At 40.3% G+C, this 18,882-nt stretch carries 12 protein-coding genes; 6 read left to right on the top strand and 6 right to left on the bottom strand.

Features of this window, described 5'->3' with window-relative positions; translation table 11 throughout:
* Positions 1-72 precede the first annotated feature (72 nt).
* A complete protein-coding gene (locus tag LMH66_RS09485; RefSeq protein ID WP_229369562.1) occupies positions 73-1,710 on the bottom strand; it encodes a methyl-accepting chemotaxis protein in 1,638 nt (545 codons plus the stop codon).
* Positions 1,711-2,003: 293 nt separating this feature from the next.
* Here LMH66_RS09485 and LMH66_RS09480 point away from each other — a divergent pair, with 293 nt between their 5' ends.
* The 4 genes from LMH66_RS09480 to LMH66_RS09465 all read left to right on the top strand — a co-directional run bounded on the left by LMH66_RS09480 (position 2,004) and on the right by LMH66_RS09465 (position 5,983).
* Entirely contained in the window at positions 2,004-2,696 is a 693-nt protein-coding gene (locus LMH66_RS09480) for a DUF3334 family protein (protein ID WP_102526214.1), read from the top strand.
* An 84-nt stretch (positions 2,697-2,780) separates the two neighbouring features.
* Positions 2,781-3,821: a LacI family DNA-binding transcriptional regulator gene (locus LMH66_RS09475; protein ID WP_229369560.1), complete on the top strand. Its 1,041-nt coding sequence runs from the start codon at positions 2,781-2,783 to the stop codon at positions 3,819-3,821.
* A 190-nt stretch (positions 3,822-4,011) separates the two neighbouring features.
* The gene (locus LMH66_RS09470) at positions 4,012-4,992 is read left to right on the top strand and encodes a transporter (protein WP_229369559.1); all 981 of its coding nucleotides are present in this window, start codon (positions 4,012-4,014) and stop codon (positions 4,990-4,992) included.
* Positions 4,993-5,050: 58 nt separating this feature from the next.
* Positions 5,051-5,983: a DUF808 domain-containing protein gene (locus LMH66_RS09465; RefSeq protein ID WP_229369556.1), complete on the top strand. Its 933-nt coding sequence runs from the start codon at positions 5,051-5,053 to the stop codon at positions 5,981-5,983.
* Between the two features lie 27 nt (positions 5,984-6,010).
* Here LMH66_RS09465 and LMH66_RS09460 read toward each other — a convergent pair whose 3' ends face one another.
* From LMH66_RS09460 to LMH66_RS09440, 5 genes are all read right to left on the bottom strand, one after another.
* Positions 6,011-7,345 (bottom strand): GGDEF domain-containing protein, encoded by a 1,335-nt coding sequence (locus LMH66_RS09460; protein ID WP_229369554.1) that lies wholly within the window; start codon positions 7,343-7,345, stop codon positions 6,011-6,013.
* Entirely contained in the window at positions 7,339-8,415 is a 1,077-nt protein-coding gene (locus LMH66_RS09455) for an ABC transporter substrate-binding protein (protein ID WP_229369548.1), read from the bottom strand. Before LMH66_RS09455 ends, LMH66_RS09460 begins: the two co-directional genes overlap by 7 nt.
* A 234-nt stretch (positions 8,416-8,649) precedes the next feature.
* Positions 8,650-11,142, bottom strand: coding sequence for a glucan 1,4-alpha-glucosidase (locus LMH66_RS09450; RefSeq protein WP_229369545.1), 2,493 nt, complete (start codon positions 11,140-11,142; stop codon positions 8,650-8,652).
* 130 nt (positions 11,143-11,272) lie between these two features.
* A complete protein-coding gene (locus LMH66_RS09445; protein WP_229369543.1) occupies positions 11,273-12,856 on the bottom strand; it encodes an MFS transporter in 1,584 nt (527 codons plus the stop codon).
* Between the two features lie 629 nt (positions 12,857-13,485).
* Entirely contained in the window at positions 13,486-15,579 is a 2,094-nt protein-coding gene (locus tag LMH66_RS09440; protein ID WP_229369541.1) for a glycoside hydrolase family 97 protein, read from the bottom strand.
* A gap of 452 nt (positions 15,580-16,031) precedes the next feature.
* Between LMH66_RS09440 and LMH66_RS09435 the strand changes: the two genes are divergently transcribed.
* Together LMH66_RS09435 and LMH66_RS09430 are read left to right on the top strand one after the other, a co-directional pair.
* On the top strand, positions 16,032-18,287 hold the full coding sequence (locus LMH66_RS09435) for a molybdopterin-containing oxidoreductase family protein (protein WP_229369534.1): 2,256 nt from the start codon (positions 16,032-16,034) through the stop codon (positions 18,285-18,287).
* Positions 18,288-18,311: 24 nt separating this feature from the next.
* A complete protein-coding gene (locus tag LMH66_RS09430) occupies positions 18,312-18,854 on the top strand; it encodes a 4Fe-4S dicluster domain-containing protein (RefSeq protein WP_102526205.1) in 543 nt (180 codons plus the stop codon).
* Positions 18,855-18,882: the final 28 nt, after the last annotated feature.

Genomic DNA, 18,882 nt, shown 5'->3' with positions numbered 1-18,882 from the left:
TCATCTAGCGAAGAAGTATGCGTGAGCAAAATCACTCACGCATAAAAGCTGAAAAAAATTAGAGAGGTATGATTAGTTAGTTTTGAATTGACTTAAATTTTCAGTAACGCTCTGGCTAATGGTTTGTAGTGATTGCGCTGCTTCAGAGTTCGTTTCGTTAGTTCTGACTGCAATTTCAGTTAATTCAGAAATAGTGGTGATATTGCGGTTTATTTCTTCGGTAACTTGAGACTGTTCTTCTGTTGCACTTGCCAGTTGGGTATTCATGTCACTGATATTAGCAATGACGGCTAAAATTTCAGTCATCGCTTCTTGTGACCGAATCGCTTTAGTTTGTAACTGAATGGATTGTTCTTGGGTTTCAGTGTTGCTCTTAATCACGAGTTCGACGCCATCGTGAATATTAGTAATGATTTTATTGATCTCATTGGTTGAAGCCTGTGTGCGAGTGGCAAGGGCCCTAACTTCATCAGCAACAACTGCGAACCCGCGGCCATATTCTCCAGCACGTGCCGCTTCAATTGCTGCGTTCAACGCCAGTAAGTTGGTTTGATCAGCAATTCCGCCAATGGTGTCTAAGATTGAACTGATTTCAACTGATGATTTGCCTAAGTCATGGGTGACATTTTCTGCATTTTTTAGCTCAGTGACTAATAAATCCGTTTCGTGTACGGTTTCTTGCATAAAGGCATGTGACTGCTGAGCTTGCTGTTTCACATTGTTGGCGCCATCAGCTGCTTGATAAGTGTTTTGCGCCATATCATGGGTTGTTGCAAGCATTTGATTTACTGCTGTGGCAACACTTTGGGTTTCACTGTGGATTAATTCTGCGCTTTGATTTGACTCTTCAACGGCGACTAAAAGCTGCTGCGCATCAGTATCAAGTTCTTTGCCTAGTGGTTTTAACTCTGAGACTACAGACGCAATTTTTATGACGAAATCATTGAATGCATCAGCCATTTTAGCTACTTCATCTTTACCGCTATTATCTAAACGCTTTGACAAATCGCCTTCGCCTTTTGCGATGTCTTCCATTGCTGCAATAGCAGCGTTAATCGGCGATGTGATAGAAATATTCAGTAGTACAAAAAAGCCAAAGATAGGAATAGAAATCAGCATCATGATGATCAGGTAATTAATCACCACACTGCCCATGCTGTCTATGACATCACTGGAACTGCCATGCGCAATAATAGTCCAACCCCATTCAGGGTAGTATTCCGAACCCGCTAAAATCGTTTCTACACTATTCGTTGATGATAAATTGCCTTGGTATTCAGATTGGCCTTTGGTCATTCTTCTAGCATTACTGACAAGCTCTATCAAAGGCTTCGTTCCGTCAGCAGCAATATAACTGTCAGATGAACGTCCTTCTAACATGGTATTTTCAGGGAAACTGATAATGACGTTATTTTGGTCAACAACAATGTAAGATTCATTCGTGCCATAACGTAAATCTGCTATTACTGATAAGGCTTGTTGTTTTATTTCTTCTGCATCAGTTTGTTGATTACTTTGGCAGGTTAATGCATTGAGAAGGGAAGTTGCGGTGGACACTTGCGCTTCAATTTGAACCTTCTTTTGATTGATGAGGTTGTTGTACTGTTCATTAATAGAAAAACTGGCAAAACATACGGTTCCTATTGCCGCGAGAACTAACATTATGATGAGACGTTTCAAGATAGTTAATTGTCTGAGGAAGGCGATCATAGATACTCTTTAAAATTTTTCAGCGATGTATTTTGCAAATATAGACAGTTTTAGTTCTAGAAAGAACATCTTATTAGTAGAAGTGTGATCAGCTGATATAAATTTACAAAATGATACATATAGTGAGTGTTTTCAAGCACTATGACCAACTTTAGAAAAGCTTAACTATCAAACTGTTAATGCGAAGTATGTTATGTGTGTTTTTTATTTTTGCTAATGAGTTGTTTTGGCTTTGATTTATTATTCGATAAGCCTCAGAATGAAGGAAAAGTAAAACTAGGTAATATATTGTTATGAATTCAGTCCAAATTGTTACAACAGATGACATCCTACTCAAGTTATGTCATTCCGTTTCTCACGTTCTTTCAAGCACCAGTGACAGCCAAGTGACCCATGCTGGTATGGTGCAGAATATTACTCGTACTTGTTTAAAGCCTGACTTAGGTTGCTTTTCGATATTTGATGGTGGTTTTTCTGGTTTAGTGGTTATCAATTTTTCAAAAGAAGCCGCCATAGAGATTTATCGCAGATACATGATTAACATGGGAATGCCTGAATCTGAGCTCGCTTTTTCACACACATCTGATGATGTTGGAAACGTGATGGGTGAGTTGATGAATCAAATACTGGGTGATTTCATCAAAACAATTTCAAAAGAATTACAAACATCAATCAGCCAAAGTCAGCCAAAAATGTTAACTATCAATAAAGAGTTAACGATATCGATTGATACTAATTTAGATGAAGCAGTATCAAGAAGAGTGTCATTTAAAACAGCTGATAATCATATATTTTATCTAGAGTTTGCCATGGATAAAACAGAATTCATTATGCTGAAAGAGTTTGAATTAGATGAAGAATTTGATCCTGATTCATTGATTGAAGCACATGGCAGTAACAATCAATCTAAAACGGCGACTAAAAAAGATGCGCCAGTCATAGTGGCAGACGATGCTGATGATTTATTGAATGAGTTAGGTTTATAAATTAAAACGGTGAAAACTGTCGTTATTTTAGGTATAAACAAGGTGTGAGTACCTAAAATAACTATAAAAAGGCCTGATGCTAATATGACATCTAAAGCTACTTCCATCGACATCGCTTATCGAGCCGGTGTTTCGCAATCGACGGTTTCTCGCGCATTGAGAAATAGTCCCTTAGTTAACCTCGAAACCAGGCAACGAATTCAAGCCATTGCCAAAGAACTCAATTATAAAGTCGATAAAAATGCCAGTAATTTACGGACTCAAAATAGCCACACTTTGGCGTTGTTGATCTGTGAAGACCCCACTAATGATGAATCATTAATTAACCCATTTTTCCTGTCTATGCTTGGCTCGATAACCAGAGCAACCGCTCAGCAGGGTTATGACTTATTGGTTTCTTTTCAGCAACTATCCAGTGATTGGCATGCTGACTATGAGGATAGTAATAAGGCCGATGGCATCATATTACTGGGCTACGGTGACTATGTAGATTATGAACATAAGTTACAAAAATTATTAGAGCAAAATACCCATTTCATTATTTGGGGCGCTGAGCATAACAATAAAGAAGTGCTCTCCATTGGTTGTGACAACCATCAAGGCGGCGTGATAGCCACTGAACATATTATATCGCTTGGATTGAATAAAATTGCTTTTTTAGGCGATGCATCTGAACACAGCCCTGAATTTCGAGACCGCTATTTAGGTCATGCAGAGGTGTTGAAAAAAGTGGGTATTAAACTGAATAAAAAATGTCAGTTTGATGCTATCAGTACCGAAAGTTCAGGCTTTGATGCTGCAATTAAATTATTGGATAGTGGCCATGAGTTTGACTCTATCTTCGCTGCCAGTGACTTGATTGCTATTGGAGCAATTCGTGCACTTAAAAAACGCGGTGTTAGAGTGCCAGAAGATATTGCTGTCGTAGGTTATGATGACATCCCAGTCGCAAGCTTTGCTAATCCATCTCTCACCACGGTTAAGCAAAATACTAAACTTGCTGGTGAAATTTTAGTTGAAAGTTTATTAAAGCTCATACGCGGAAAAGAAGTGGGGCCACAGCTGATACCTACCAATATGGTTGTAAGACATTCTTGCGGCAGCAGCCCAGAGGCAGACAATTAGATTTTCTGTTGTAATAAATTGATATCTATTAATTGGATTTACATGGTCATGCCAATATATAAAGCCGATTACCTTTAAAAGTGACGGCTTTGTTTGCATCGATATGAAGAGATGGTTTATCCAGTTAAATAACCTTAACTTCATGACTACTTTGTAATGAGAGTTAACCTTAGTCATTATGGATAATGCTTTGAATCAAGATACTATACGCCCAAATAGAGTTAACATTTTACGCCTTCATTTATCGATATATCTTGGTTTAAACCGTCTCGTATACAAAACTAAATTATTGATAGTGTTTATCCTATTAAGCCTCATTTCCTTTCAAGTTAAATCGCAAGATTTAGAGCCTCGCAGTTATACCAATATCCCGATCGACATGCATTTTATGGCAGCAGGCTATCTGCACTCTGAAGGCGCATTGTCTCCATCTCCATCTGTTCCTTTAAAAGATGCTCATCTAACATTGGATGCAGCAGTGTTAGGTTATGCCCATTCATTTGGCTTAGCAGGCAATTCTTCAAAATTTGATATGTCATTATCGCGTATCTGCATGAAAGGGTCTGCTGATTATCAAAATGAAATTGTGACAGCTAATCGTTGTGGCTATGGCGATCCTAAAGTGAGGTTAACATGGAACTTTTACGGTGCTCCAGCGGTTGAAGCAAAAGATTTTGCAAAGTATCAGCAAGGCTTAGTCATCGGTACCAGTTTACAAGTTAGCCTTCCCATTGGTACTTATGACGAAACTAAGTTAATCAATGCTGGAGCCAACCAATGGGTCTTTAGACCAGGCATAGGAATGTCTTATCGCGTTGGTGATTGGTATTACAGCGCAATGACATCGATTCGTTTATACAGTGATAATGATGAATTTTATAATCAAGTGCAGCTTAGCAAGCAAGCCCAATATACTTTTCAGGGGCATATTATTTACAGTATTGCACGTGGACAATGGCTGTCGTTAAGTGGCAATTACTTCATCGGTGGTGAAACCAGTAAAAATGGTATTGATGCTGATGATGACCAAGAAAATTCACGATTCGGATTAACATATTCATTAGCATTTAATCGTCATCACAGTATGAAATTGTATGCGAGCACAGGTGTAATAACCCGCATCGGCAATGATTTTGATACCTTAGGCTTAGTATGGCAGTACGCCTTTTAACACGCGTACAAAGCAATGAAGCAAAATGATAATAATTAACCGTTAACAAGGAAAGCATATGGCTGGTGCAAGTTTACTAATGTTGTTGGATGATATCGCTGCAATATTAGATGATGTTGCTGCTATGAGTAAAATTGCTGCAAGAAAAACAGCAGGGGTGTTAGGTGATGATTTAGCCCTCAATGCTCAGCAAGTCTCAGGTGTTGCATCAGAACGTGAATTACCGGTTGTTTGGGCTGTAGCGAAAGGCTCATTCATGAATAAATTAATCCTTGTACCAGCAGCCTTATTAATTAGTGCATTTATGCCGTGGGCGATTACGCCTTTGTTGATGTTTGGTGGGCTTTTTTTATGTTTTGAAGGATTCGAGAAAATTTATCACTCCTATGTTCACCGAAAAGATAAAAAGTCCGAAATATCAGAAAAAGAAATTATCCAGAAGTCTGAGCAAGACATTAAGGCGTTTGAGAAGAAAAAGGTCAAAGGCGCAATCAGAACGGATTTTGTTTTATCTGCTGAGATTATTGCCATTAGTTTAGGTGTAGTCGCACAAAGCAGTTTGTTAAGCCAGTTTCTTACCTTAAGCGTGATTGCGATCATTATGACTGTTGGGGTATATGGTTTGGTGGCGGGTATCGTCAAAATTGATGACTTGGGACTTTATCTAACTCAACGAAAAGGTGAAGGGCCGCTGGTTGCCGTTTGGCATAAAATAGGTTTTGGTTTGCTAACTTCAGCGCCTTATTTAATGAAAGGGTTAACGATTGTGGGCACGATTGCCATGTTTATGGTGGGGGGCGGTATTCTCACTCATGGCATTCATGCCATAAGTGCTCAGATTACCAATATTGCCCTCATGGTGAGTGACATAGCTTATTTAGGTGGATTACTAGCAGCGCTCACGCCGAGTCTGTTAAATGCGATATTTGGCGTAATAGCAGGGGCAATTGCAGTCATGACGATGACTGTAATAACAAAACTCAGAAGTTAATAAAAAGCTTGGCTTGAGTTTACAGGCTCAGCCGTGAGCCTTTATATTGGATTGAGCAAGAACTTCTTGGCCGTCATAACAACAGCTTCCTTTGAACTGCTTTGCTTTGTACATGTATTGGTCTGCTCGCTTAATTAAACTGTCTCTTGATCTGGCTTGAAAAGGAAAATAACTGACTCCCATACTTGTCGTAATTGACAATTTATTACCATTAAACTCAATCGGTTGGCTTACTGAGTCAAGAATTGATTGCGCTTTGTGACCTATTTGATCAAAATCTTCAATAGTCCCTAAACAGACTAAAAACTCATCGCCGCCAAGGCGGCCAACAATATCAGCTTTTCGGGTACATTCTTGTAAACGCTGAGCCACTTGCTGTAATACCGTATCACCCGCATCGTGACCTATTGAATCGTTAATAATTTTAAAGTTATCGATATCGAGAAAAAATAAAGCCACTTTACTACCTGATATATGGGCATCATTAATCACGTTATCTAAGGCTCTTTCTAGTGCTCTGCGATTCATTAAGCCCGTTAAATGATCTTTTTCAGATAACACTAACAGTTGTTGTTTTTGCTTTTCCAGTTCACTGGTTTGTCTGTTCACTTCTTGTTCTAATTCTTGTTTTGAAACCATAGTGGTTTCAAGCTTTTTGGTCATCTGATTAAAAAATGAAGCGAGCAAGCGAAACTCTTCATCTAAGTTTTTAGCATCTATTTTATGATTTATTTCTCCTTTTGAGAGTGCATGAATCCCTAATTTCATTCTATTGAAACCAATTTTAAAGCGTTGGTATATCGAGAAGTTCATCGCCAACACTATAATTGCGGCTAAGATCAACCCAAGGGAGGAGTACAACATGACAGATGTAATTGCGATTTGATTACTGTCTAAAGTTGTTTGATTTAAATAAGCGACTTCTTCTGACATGTTCTCAATCAATATATTATATCGGTAGCGTAATAGTTGCTGAGCTTGAGTGACATGGCTATTTTCTGACGTGCTAGATTGTGATGAAAGGGCTTGCTCTTGTGTTAGTAAAGATCCCATATCGTCAGTTAACTTTTGAAGGTTAAACACACTCTGTGTGTAGATGTTTTTTGTTATTAACAACTGAGATAAAGATTCATGAGATAAAACGACTTGTTGTAAACTGGCTTGATCTTGCCGTTGCGAAAACAACCACAACTGGCTACGTAAGGCATCTATATTCTCCTGTAAATCTGAAAAATAACGCAGCGTCTCAGTGGTTTTATGTTGAGCTGAGTGGATTTTTAAAAATGAAAAACTGAGCAACAAGGTAAAAATAAAACTAATGCAGAGCAGAATAATCAGTTTTCCATTAATGGACTTTACCATGATACTTCCTTGGAACTTTTTGCTTGTTCAAATGGCTGTTTGTAAATGACATCACGAAACTCTGGCTCTTTACCTTTGACTAAGCCCTGTTGCTTAGCCCAGTGGGATTGGGTTTGTAAACTCGACAAAAGTGAGTTGCCAATAGACAACCTAAAAATATAATCATTCCATGACCATTTTATCTGATTTAGCGGAACATCTAAGTGTTTGGCCACTATCACCATAGCAGTCTCAGGGTGTTGATTAATCCATTGAATTGCTTGTTCCAGAACATCAATGATGACAGCAGTTTGAGCTGTTTTCGTTGTTGTCGATGGGCTAAAATACGATTTTTTGGATATTAGGTTAAAACTGAGCTGATAAATCCCCTGAATGCCTAGATTGGTTATCGTATTATTGGTCAGCATTTTTATTTGATATCCATATGGCTCCCATATTGAAATAGCATCGACTTGACGGGTGATTAAAGCATCGACCAACGCTTTTGGTGAAAGGTAGACTTTTTCGATATCGCGCTTATTACCTCCTTGAGCAACCAATAAAGTATCGAAATAATATTCACTGGCACTGCCTTTGACGATGCCGACTTTTCTAAGGTTGCTGTTGTTGCTGTTGTTGCTGCTCTCTGTACTGATTGATACGCTTTCTTTAATCGTTAAATTTTCATTAAGAGTTAATAGCTTTAAATCGTTTGAAGACTGCACAAAACTGGTTAATAAGGCGATGTCATGGGTTTGATAGCTTTTAAACATCACTACAGATTCTGAAGCCGTTGCAAAATCAACTTGATCGTTAATTAACGCTTCACTGCACTCAACGCCGCCAAAACACGCTATAAGTTCAACATCAAGGTTTGCTTTTTCGAATAATGATAAGTGTTCAGCAATAATAAATGGCGCACTGAGTGGGGTTTGTGAAACGCCAATTTTGAAGGGGTTATCTTCAGTTTGAGTTGCCACTTTTGTGGGTGATAGCAGGAGTATTAGTGAAAGGGTGACACAGCTAATGAAAAGGATGGCCAACTTGATAGAACCTTTATTTTTTCTAACGTTATTGAGCAGGCTGTTCAAAGTCCGATCCTTAGACAAATTATTCACTTAAGGTTAATTCTAGATTATCTATTAATTTTTGTAGGGTTATTTAGTTAATATTTTTAGTATTGATATCAATAACGTTAAAAACAACTGTGTAAGTGCTTAATACAATGTCATTTGAAAAGCATAAAAAAGGCCACTTAAAGTGGCCTTTACTGACGTCTTAACAAGACTAGTTACATCGTATTACAGCAAGAGTAATACTCAAGATTACTGGTTTAGTTTTTCTGCAACGACAGGGTAGAAGTCCCAAACTGCTTTATCAGTCATAGAACGTACGAGTTTAACGTACTCAGCATGCGTCCAAGCAAGTGGTGTCGCCGAGTTAGTGCCTTGGCCCATTTCATAGTTGTATCGTGTTGGGTTACCCACACCATCCCAAGCTTGTTCTGGTAGCATTAATCCTTCATTAGCAAAGGTTTCCATACCTTGAACGTATGTATTGATCAATTGCTGATGCACTTCAGGTGTCAAGGTGTCGGTAGATTTTGCTAATGCGAGTTCATAATGTCCGCGTTCACCAGTAAAGAAAGGCCATACTCGACCACGTTGATCTTCGGTATTGCCTTTCTCTGCATAACTCAGACCCGTGGTGATATCTTCACCGTAACCATCATTACCATAGCGTCGATAACCAGGTATTTTGCTGCCATCTTTAGCGGTAAACTCATACTTAACTCGCAAGTTATGTTCAAGTTCAGTGTTATCAATTAGCATCACACTATTTTGAATGACGCTGTCGTTAGCATTCTTAACGCCATATCGGACTAACTCTAAGAAACCACCATCCAAAATAGTACGCTGATCTAGCCCTGGCTTACCATTGTTATCCAGTAGCTTGTCGTCATTATTCGGATTCCCATTTGGGCTAATACGCACGTAATAAGGCTTGTTGTCTTTCGCTAATTCACCGTTATTAGTGACCATGGTACTTTCAAGACTGGCTTCAAGTTTCTTAGCAATAGCTAAGTACTCTTCGGCTTCGCCATCTTTAGCAAGTTTGCCTAAATCACTCGCAGCAACGAGCCCGGCAATGACTGCCGCAGTGGTTGAAGGTGAGAATCCAGCTTGTTCTTCCCAGCGTTCTTGTTGAGTACTTGGCGGGATGATTTCGGTGTCATTCCAGTCGAGTTTCACTTTGCCGCCTGTGACTAAAAACTCTGCCGCAGGTTTTAACATTTCTTGATACCACTGAGTAATTTCGGTATCGGTTAACACGCCAGCTTGCCATAATTTCCAACCCAACATGATTGGCATGGCGGTTTGGTCTAGTTGTACTCCGACCCATTCAATCTCGCCATCCACATGGGTTTTTTGTAAGAACCAACCAGGGGTACCGACGTATTCAGGTGTTTGTTGACTGACCTGAACCTTTTTCAAGTATTCAAAGGCTACTTTTGGTGTTTCAGTATCGCCCATCGCAAGAAATGCCATTGCGCATTGATAGAAATCACGCGGCCATACAGCTTTATAACCAGTACTACCGACTTTTGCCGAAACTGAGTCGCCCCAAGGGTTTGATAGCGAAGCGATTAAAGCTCCTGCATGGGTTTTATCTTCCTGGGCTTTTAGTACAAGTGCGCTGGTATAGAGAAGTTGTCCATCATCTGTTGTGTTTGCACTCATTGCATTAATTGCAGGTAGTGAGGCTAAATAATCTTTCCAACCTGTGTGTTTGTCGTCGCCCAAATAGGCGCTTAAGACTTTGTCATAACCCGTCGCTAATGTTGCATCTGTATTGGCTAAACTGCTTTGCTTATCAGCGCCAAAACCGATGGCTACATTCATCTCAAGGGTATTACTGCCTTGAGCTTTATTGAGGGTTGGATATTGCGCTGTAAGGGCAACGTTACCCGCTGAAGCTTTATCGGCGCTAGTACTGCTATACAGACTATCTAACTTTCCATTATCTTTTAAATCACTTAAACCATCAGATGTGCCGACAAAACCAGCGCTCGCTTGGGTGAAAGCAACATCAGATTTAATCGTCATCACTGATGATTCAGCCTTAGCGGTGAATGCAACCAAGGCTTGTTCTTCAATGACTGCAATGTCATTTGCGCCGCTGTTATCAATATGAGGGTTAGCGTAAAGGTGGGGGGTAATGCCATCTGCATAGGCAGTAAAAATAACTTTCATCATCATACTGTCGCGGTTTGGATCAGTAAAAAAGTGCTTTTCTATTCGATATTGGCCATTTTTGGCTTTGTTAGTCACTTTGTAAGCTAACGAAAGTGGACGCCCTTGCTCATCTTGATGAAGGTATTCAATGGTACTGATGGTGTCTTCTTTTTCTGTATCAACAAAACCTTCACCCGTTACGATGAATTGCATTTCTTTAAGCTGTGCATTATGGATCATGCCATACATGGTTTCAGTTAAAATACCTTGTGCTAACGAGAACCATACTTTACTGACTGGGTTTTCTGCACTGCTTTGGTATTGGCCATCGACATAAGGTTCATAAGAAGTACCAATACCCGTTTTACCTGAGAATGCCCAAGTTGGATCGATACCTGGTGCACCAGGTGCAATGCTGTTTGTTGTGGTTGTTAATTCTTTAGCCTTGCTAGTACCTGTGTCGGTAGTACTGGTATCAGAGCATGCGGTTAACGCAAAGATTGAAGCACCGATGACCGCAGCATTGACTGCATGAGCGATGACTGATTTTTTATGTGTAGTCTTGTGTAATACGGTTTTCATTTATGACTATCCCCAAATTAAATTTTATTTTTATCAAACTGTTATTAAGTTATTTGTAATTAGCGAACGTTATTACTAGCAAGTTCAGCTATTTAACTTCTGATTTTTTGAATTTGTATCGTGAGTTTAATTAAACATCGCTGCTAGGTTGGTCAACAAATAGCACTGCAACACCGGCAATAATCATAAATACACCACCCGTTATTAATGCGAAAATTGGCTGACCGTCAAACAAGGTTTTTAAAATTACGCCTAATACACTGGCAGCAAGTAGTTGGGGGATAACGATAAAGAAGTTAAAAATCCCCATGAATACGCCCATTTTTTTCGGTGGTAAAATCCCCGATAACATTGCATAAGGAACTGAAAGAATCGATGCCCAAGCGATACCAACCCCAATCATTGGGATCCATAACAAAGCCGGATCTGTAATAAAGAAGAAGCTGATTAAACCAAGCCCACCTAAGGTAAGGTTAATGGTGTGAGCAAAACGTATACCGACGGCTTTAGCTAAGAAGGGAATGGCAATCGCGGCTAATGCAGCAAAGCCGTTATAAGAGGCAAATAACATCCCAACCCAATCAGCACCATCATTGTATGCTTTGGTTAATACATCTGATGTGCCGTAATGATATGAGGTCACGGCTGAGGTGGTATAAATCCACATTGCGAATAGAGCAAACCAAGAGAAAAATTGCACAATCGCCAGTTGGTGCATGGCTTTGGGCATATGAAATAAATCATCTACCACATTAAAAACCATTCCGAGTGACTCTCGTTCAGCAATGTTGGTGCTCGTCACTTTTTTGAGTGCCATTGAGCAGTACAGCTGAAGTGGACCAAAAGTGAAAATACCTATGGTGAGAATATACAGTTGTTTGTCCAAGTCAAAACCCATGACCAGGCCGGTTGCGATAGCGCCAACAGCCATCCATAACAGCGCCGCAAATTGATACTGGCCAGCAGTGCGCGAGCGTTGTTCGTCTGAGGTTTCTTGTCCGCTTTGGGCTTCATCTTGAGCTTGAAAAGCACTGATTTCTTCAGGTGAGTATTCTTTTGAAGAGATTACAGTCCAGCCAACAGCAAGAAATAGCACCGCGCCACCAAAGTAAAATGCATAGCGAACTGAGTCGGCTATTTGTCCTTCCGGTGCAGTATTCGCGACGTCAAAAAAGTTGGTTAAAATATAAGGAAGGGCAGAAGCAACAACGGCACCAATACCGATAAAGAAACTCTGCATTGCATAGCCTTGTGTGCGTTGGCTTTTTGGCAGGTTATCGCCTACAAATGCTCGAAAGGGCTCCATAGCAATATTAATTGATGCATCCATAATCCATAGCATGCCAGCAGCAACCCAAAGTACGGGTGAGTGCGGCATGATGAATAAGGCTAGTGTGGTACAGATTGCACCGATGAGAAAGTAAGGACGACGTCGCCCAAGACCATTCCATGTATTATCACTTAAGTAACCAATAATAGGTTGTACAATAAGGCCCGTAAGGGGAGCTGCAATCCATAGAATTGGTATTTCGTCTATTTCTGCGCCTAAGGTTTGAAATATGCGACTGACGTTGGCGTTTTGTAACGCAAAACCAAATTGGATCCCCAAAAATCCGAAGCACATGTTAAAAATTTGCCAGAAGCTTAATTCCGGTTGTTGACGACGCTGGATCTGTGTTGAAGCCTGAGGCTGGTTATTATTATCGACAGACATGATTATTCCTTTATCTTCCATTTTAAATGGCTCGTTCAGCATCAAGGCTGAATTCTTATTTTACTAGTGGCTATCGCTAGGTGCTTAATACGTCTGATAAAACGATAGTTAAAAAAATGGCGAATACTCATCTCCCTTAGACGGGTATTCGCCAAAGACCTCGTATTGATATCTTCGGTTGATAATGAAGTTATCAAAGGTACTCAAAACCTGACACAATCCGATGAAGGTGATGTGTCAGTAACGACCTAGCCCAATCCATCCCCACAAGCAGAGGAAGAAATTTAGCAGGTTTTATATTAGCCTTGAGGCGGAATTTGGCACAACTCATTACATACGTATTCATCATTTATGCACAACGAAAAGTGATCATACTTGTAACAGGTAGGCAGCAGTATTGGTGCTAGCATTGTATTTAAGAATGAAATATAAGGCACTGTAAATGAAGAAAAACCTGAAGGCAATGAAGACATTGCACAACAGGCTTTTGGGGGGAGATTGTTAAATTAATTGGCTCGTTAAACAATATAACGAGTAAAGCATTGATAACGGGTTTAACTAACGGTGTAACCTAGCCAGCGATGCAAACTAGCCAGCGATGTAAACGTAAGTCATGAGCCTAATCCAAATCACAAAGCTTTGAAGCGAATCGCAGTGCCGCCACTGCTAGCAAGTGATAAGCTCATTTCATCTTTTGCGGTGACAGTCTTGGTTTCAATCACATAATCATAGGGATTGGTTTCCCAATTCGCTTTATCACCATCACGATAAATTTGCGCTTGATATTGTTTATCTGCTCCTAAGAAATCGAGTTTAATGACGACTTTACGTGGACTTTCGTCTGTCAGTGCACCGAGATACCAATCTTCTGATGCACGGTCTTTGCGGGCAAAGGCGACATAATCACCGATTTCACCCGCTACAGCGATACTCTCACTCCAATCCGTGGGTACATCCTGAATAAACTGAAATGCATCTAATCTTTCTACATAATTTCTTGGTAAATCAGCGGCCATTTGAATCGGGCTGTATAACACCACATACAAGGCTAATTGTTTTGTAAGGGTGGTTTGTACGCGGTTCACTGCATCTAAGCCCTTAGGAGCTAAGTCGAAAATACCAGGAGTGAAATCCATTGGGCCTGACAACATACGGGTATATGGCAAAATAGCGGTATGTTCTGGATTGTTAGGCGGTGTGCCCCAAGCATTAAACTCTTGTCCACGGGCACCTTCTCTGGCAATCCAGTTCGGATAAGTACGACGAAGACCAGTATCTTTTACTGGTTCATGAGTATTGATACTGATCCCGCGTTTAGCGGCCTCAGTGACGCTATGGAGGTATTCGTTCACCATAAACTGACCATCGTGCCATTCGTGGCGAGTTATACCATTTTCGTCGATACGCTTAATATCACCGCCATCAGCAACGTAACCTGTTTTAATTTGAGTCACATCGTGCTTTTTATACAGGTCGTAAGCGTCGCTCATCTGGTTACGGTAGTTGGTAACTGAACCAGAGGTTTCATGGTGACCAATTAATCGCACATTTTTGCTCGCGCCATATTCACTTACTGCGTCGATATCAAAATCATCATAGGGTTTAGTAAAGCTGAAAACATCGCCATTATGAAACCAGCTACCATCCCAACCGATATTCCAACCCTCGACCAGCACGCCATCAAAGCCATATTTGGCGGCAAAGTCCATATAGCGTTTAGTCTCGCTGGTGGTTGCGCCATGTTTTTCACCCGATCCCCAAGTGTTTTCATTCAAATGCATGCCCCACCAAATACCAACATATTTTCCTGGTTGCACCCAAGAGACATCGCCGAGTTTATTGGGCTCGTTAAGGTTGAGGATTAAATCTGAATTGAGCAAGCCTGTCGCTTTATCGGCTATTTGAACCGTACGCCATGGGGTGGTAAATCCGGGTGCTGTTTTAACTAATATACCGTCAGACCATGGGGTTAAATCAGCTTTTAATGTGCCGTCTCTGCGTTGATCTAGCACCATAGCTGCGTAATTGGTTAAGGCGGCTTCATGAATACTTAAATGGGTGCCACTCTTTAATTTGTATGTGAATGGTGTATGTGCGCGGTCGACCTTATTAACACTTGTGGTGTTATATAAATATTCGTAACGGTTCCAACCACGCCCAGGGATCCACCAAGCTGTTGCATTATGGGCATCAGGTACTGAAAATTCAGTGAGCTCGTTAATTATATTAAGCGATGTAACATCGGCGAGAGAGGCTTGTTTAGGGACGGTATATCTAAAGCCAATACCGTCATCAAAGGTTTTAAATTCAAGCGTAAACTCATAGGTGCCATTTGAAAATGTTGTGGTGAGTTTATTGTGCTGATCAAGTACCCATTCTCGTTCGCCCCAGGGCTGCTGCCAAGGGGTAGAGGATGACTCAATATCAGATGACTTAATTTCAAAACCGCTGCCGAATTCCCCCAAAGACTGAAATACCAAACCTAAACGTGAATTTAATACTGCATCTTGGCCATTAAAGCTGACTTTATACTCTGGTCTATCACCATCATCAGTAAGGCTGACAAGAATTTTTTTATCAGGGGAGCTGACGGTTACAGTTTGGGCATGCACATGAGTATGGGTTGCAAAGAGTGTTAGGGCGCTCAATGTCGTTAGTAGAGCTCGCTTACAGTTGATGTTTGATGTAATTGAATGCTGCTTGTTATTTGAAGCGAATAACATTGTGACTCCATTTTATTATTTGTATTTCCTTAACCCATAGTAGAGCTGTTAATTATTCAGCTGCAATTTGTTACATACGTATTCAATTCAATTGTCATAAATTGGTTGAATTTATTTTTACGTTTATAAAATATATTTGAAATGAGAAGTATTTGTAATTAGGTGTTTAATTGAAAATTGAGAAATAAATTACTAGTTGTATCGTTGTTTATTTGGTACTGAAAATGCCTCTTAGATACAGGTGTTAATGTGTTTGATTGCGCTCGCTGTAATTGTTTCAAAAAGTGGCTATTAAATTTAGATTTTGCAAATGCGCCTTGCAGTAATAGCAATTGTGATAGTGTTAAAAGTGCAGCTAAATCTATGACTTACCTATATTTTACAATTTAAACTTCTATTTGCTGAAAGTATGATTTGGTATTGTTCCTTTACATAAAAAAAAAGGAAATACCATGGTGATGAACAGACGTAGCTTTTTAAAAGGCAGTAGCGCATTTGCATTTTCCGCAAGTATTATGGGGTGTTCTAGTAGTGATGATGACACGACTGAACCGCCAGTAATTGAGCCTCCAACACCTGAACCAGATGGTGTATTTCATACAACTTGTCCGCGAAACTGTGGTGATAGATGTAGCTTAATGATATCGACAAAAGATGGCGTTGCTGTTGCAGTAAATGGCGATCCAACTCACCCAGTTACAGCAGGTACTCCTTGCGTTAAAGGCCATGCTTATCTGCAATCAATTTATAGTCCTGATAGAATTCAACAGCCAATGAAGCGAGTAGGTCCAAGAGGACCAGGTGCAACATTTGAACCGATTACGTGGGAAGAAGCGAATACGCAAATTGCCGCCAAGTTAAATGAAATTATTGCAGCTCATACTGGTAATGCGATCCTACCTTATACCTATTCTGGATATAGCGGGATCGGCGCGACATCAGGTGCTAACCGATTTTTTAACCGTATCGCTAGCCGAAAATTAGAAAGAAACATTTGTGCTAGTGCCGGTTATTCTGGCATGAGTTCAATCTTAGGTGAGTTTTCTGGTCCAAGCCCTGAAGATTACGTCAACACTAAGTGTTTTGTCTCTTGGGGTACCAATGAGCAAGCAACCAATATCCATCATCTTAAATTCATTAACCAAGCGCGTGATAATGGCGCTAAAATTTTAGTGGTTAACCCTGCAAGAACACCTCTTGCATCTCAAGCAGATGTTTGGTTACAACCTACCGCAGGTACTGATGCAACCTTAGTTATTGGCATTTCGAAAGTATTGGTTGAAGAAGGCCTGCACGATACTGGCTTTATCGAATCTTACACTCAAGATTACGAAGCATTATTAGCTCGTCTTGATGAGTTTACGCATGAAGAAATTGAGTTAGAAACCGGTGTAAGTAAAGCTGAATACCAAGAGTTTGCACGCGCTTATGCTGGTGCATCATGTGCGATGATCCGCATTGGTTATGGCTTACAGCGTACTTTAAACGGTGGTCGTATGGTGAAAGCGATCCCTACTATTGCAGCATTAACCGGTAATATTGGTAAAGTGGGTGCGGGCGTTGTTTACCTAAATACCCAAGCTGGTGGCATGTATGATTGGGGCTATGCTGGTGGCGGTTCATTAACACCTGAAGGCGCAGTAAGAGATACGGTCAGTATCAATGAAATCGGTAAATCATTATTACCAGAAGATTATCAACATGAAGACGGACAATATGGCCCATTAGCTTTTGATGAGCCTTGTGACCCAATTAAAGCCATGATTGTTTATTCAAGTAATCCAATGGCGATTGCACCCGATGTTGATTTAATTGAAACTGGCTTAATGCGAGATGACTTGTTTTTAGTTGGTATCGATTTATTCCAAACGGACACCATGGATTATGTTGATTATCTTCTGCCAACATCAAGCTACATTGAGCAAGTGAACATGATCGATAGCTATCAATGTTACTACGCTAAGCACAGTACCAAAGCGATTATGCCTCTGTATGAGTCAAAACCCGATACCATCATTTTCCAAGAACTTGCTAAGGCAATGGGTTACAGCGACCCTGAGTTTAGTGAAAGCATGGATGACATTATGCGCGGGACTTGGAAAGGCAATATTAGCTACGATGAGCTATGCGAACAAAATTGGGATAGTCCAATTGTGCCATATCCATTCAGAAAAGATTACGACTTCCCAACACCAAGTGGCAAAATTGAATTTAAAGATACCAGTGGTACTTATTTTGACCCAGAAAAATTCAATCCTGTCATTGATACTGGCACCCCTGAATCGAATGATTTTGCTACAAAAGGGATGACGGATGAAGAAAAAGCGCGTGAATTCCGCTTATTAACCCCAGCTCACCCTAAAATGAGTAACTCTCAATGGGCTAACATCAAATTCATTGCGGGTACATTCCCTCAGCACACTGTGTATATCAATCCGAGTGACGCAGCAGCAAAAGGCATTAATGATGGCGATCAAGTCATATTGACGGCTACGCGTTATGAAAACCGTACCGCATCAATTCAGTTTGTAGCCAGAGTAGAGCCAATGACGGCAGTGGGTACTGTGTTTGCTTGGAAAAACAGTTGGAAAAAACTGAATGAGAATGGAAGCGGAAGTGCAGTTAACCAACTAACAAACAGTGAGTTAACTGACATGAATAATGGTTCATCTTTCCATGCTACTCGTGTTGATATTGCACCAGCGTAATCCAATTCATTAAGGAATAAATCAATGACTGAACAAAAATGTTTTGTATTTCGTCAAGAAAACTGTGTAGGTTGTGACGCATGTACAGTTGCCTGCCAAGCAGGTAAAGATATGAATGAATTCATTACGCTACGTGATGTAAGCCAAGGTGAGAAACCGAATAATCAAGGACGAGATGTCGCTGTGTTCTTAAGCCAATCTTGTCACCATTGCGAAGAGCCAGTATGTGTCGCAAAATGTCCTGCTGGCGCTATGTTTAAACGTGATGATGGGATTGTTTATATCGATGATGCAACATGTATTGGTTGTGGCATGTGTAAAATGTCATGTCCATATGATGCCCCTAAAGTAGACCCTGGGCGGGGGATTCTATCTAAGTGTGATATGTGTAAAGACAAACTTGATGCTGGTGAAAAGCCTTTTTGTGTATCGGGTTGTCCAGTACAAGTACTCGATGTTATGGATCTAAGTGAGGCGATGGCGTTACCAGGTGCAAGTTTATCAGGTGATGGACATTCAGACTTAGGGACTGGGCCAACCACAGTATTTATTAAATTAAGAGAATAAGAACATCAAATTTATATAAGCCTAAAGT

The sequence above is a fragment of the Shewanella sp. 10N.7 genome (assembly GCF_020806285.1).
Taxonomy (GTDB): domain Bacteria; phylum Pseudomonadota; class Gammaproteobacteria; order Enterobacterales; family Shewanellaceae; genus Shewanella; species Shewanella electrodiphila.
Note: the sequence above shows the minus strand (reverse complement) of the source record. Positions and strands in the feature narration are given on the sequence as shown.

Coding starts and splice junctions, on each gene's coding strand:
- LMH66_RS09450 (WP_229369545.1), bottom strand. CDS start 11,142: ATGAAAACCGTATTACACAAGACTACACATAAAAAATCAGTCATCGCT.
- LMH66_RS09430 (WP_102526205.1), top strand. CDS start 18,312: ATGACTGAACAAAAATGTTTTGTATTTCGTCAAGAAAACTGTGTAGGT.
- LMH66_RS09435 (WP_229369534.1), top strand. CDS start 16,032: ATGGTGATGAACAGACGTAGCTTTTTAAAAGGCAGTAGCGCATTTGCA.
- LMH66_RS09480 (WP_102526214.1), top strand. CDS start 2,004: ATGAATTCAGTCCAAATTGTTACAACAGATGACATCCTACTCAAGTTA.
- LMH66_RS09485 (WP_229369562.1), bottom strand. CDS start 1,710: ATGATCGCCTTCCTCAGACAATTAACTATCTTGAAACGTCTCATCATA.
- LMH66_RS09445 (WP_229369543.1), bottom strand. CDS start 12,856: ATGTCTGTCGATAATAATAACCAGCCTCAGGCTTCAACACAGATCCAG.
- LMH66_RS09440 (WP_229369541.1), bottom strand. CDS start 15,579: ATGTTATTCGCTTCAAATAACAAGCAGCATTCAATTACATCAAACATC.
- LMH66_RS09460 (WP_229369554.1), bottom strand. CDS start 7,345: ATGGTAAAGTCCATTAATGGAAAACTGATTATTCTGCTCTGCATTAGT.
- LMH66_RS09465 (WP_229369556.1), top strand. CDS start 5,051: ATGGCTGGTGCAAGTTTACTAATGTTGTTGGATGATATCGCTGCAATA.
- LMH66_RS09475 (WP_229369560.1), top strand. CDS start 2,781: ATGACATCTAAAGCTACTTCCATCGACATCGCTTATCGAGCCGGTGTT.